The sequence below is a fragment of the Empedobacter sp. UBA3239 genome (assembly GCF_002362875.1).
Lineage (GTDB): Bacteria > Bacteroidota > Bacteroidia > Flavobacteriales > Weeksellaceae > Empedobacter > Empedobacter falsenii_B.
Genome location: NZ_DEVJ01000066.1, coordinates 1 through 1,056 on the forward strand (window position 1 = coordinate 1; position 1,056 = coordinate 1,056).

The following is a 1,056-nucleotide window of genomic DNA, read 5'->3' on the forward strand; positions in this document are numbered from 1 at the left end:
TAAAAACTCAAATTATTTAATATGCACAACGGGTTTAATATTATTTGATTAATTTATTCCTAACAGATTAACAATAATCGATATTCATCTTTATTTTCTTTCGGCGCGCGATGTACACAAGGCAAAACTTTTTGTTCTGGGTGATCAACTGCCAATCGCCAAAGATTCCCTAATCCTAAATTAATTGGTTCTACACCTGGACGAATTAGATAATGCAAATCAAAGAAATATTCCTTCAAAAAATCTTCAAAACCATCAATGTGTCCATCATATAATTCGAATAGTTTTTCTCTAATTTCTGGAATCAAAATTTTTTGTTCCACATTTTCATTTGCAACAATATCACTGGAAGCGCCATAGTAAGTGCACAAAAAAGTATCCGTAGGAATTGGCGAACGATCAACGTGAAATGAATAAACATCTGTCGAAATAAAATCAAATTCAGTATCGCGTTCGTAACATTTCAGTAAGTTTAAAGTTGGCGAAGCGCCAAAATCAGTTAATTGTTGTAAATCATTGATCAAAATATTTCTCGCTTTAATTCCTTCATTAGATAAATCTAAATCATTCAAATCATCAATAGAAATAACAGTAATATCATCTTTTAAAATCAATTGCTTCACAATTTCCTCAAAATCACCTTCTAAATTTCGCTGCCAATTTATCGCATTATTTTTCCCAGAAAAAGCTGTATGTACAAGTTCATTAAACGAAGAAACGATAAGAACTTGTGTAGTTGATTAGAATTATTTTGAGCAATCATATAATCGCAAAATTACTATTTATCGAAAAATAATTCAGCCTAAAAATTAAATTATTCTGAATGCAAATTCTCCTTTACAAAAGTTGTATTTTTACCAAAGATTAAAAGACAATGGAAAAAGAAATTATCACCAAAACATTTACATATAAAGGCCACTCCAAAACTTTTAGCGCAGAAGTGCAACCTTTACCGCCTTTCAATCCAGAAACGATGGATCGCGTGAAGTATGAGGAAACCAAAGAAGCGCATTATATGCTTGCCGAAGCGGAAGTTTATAATCAAAAAACAGAATG

General features: G+C 31.2%; 2 protein-coding genes. One reads left to right on the forward strand and one right to left on the reverse strand.

Going from position 1 to position 1,056, the window contains the following annotated elements; translation table 11 throughout:
* Positions 1-59: 59 nt before the first annotated feature.
* The gene (locus B4G36_RS09865) at positions 60-722 is read right to left on the reverse strand and encodes a DUF1826 domain-containing protein (RefSeq protein WP_291063736.1); all 663 of its coding nucleotides are present in this window, start codon (positions 720-722) and stop codon (positions 60-62) included.
* 152 nt (positions 723-874) lie between these two features.
* On the opposite strand from B4G36_RS09865, the gene B4G36_RS09870 reads away from it, so the two are divergent.
* Positions 875-1,056, forward strand: a 182-nt coding sequence (locus B4G36_RS09870) for a hypothetical protein (RefSeq protein WP_291063702.1), incomplete at its 3' end; no start/stop codon positions are given.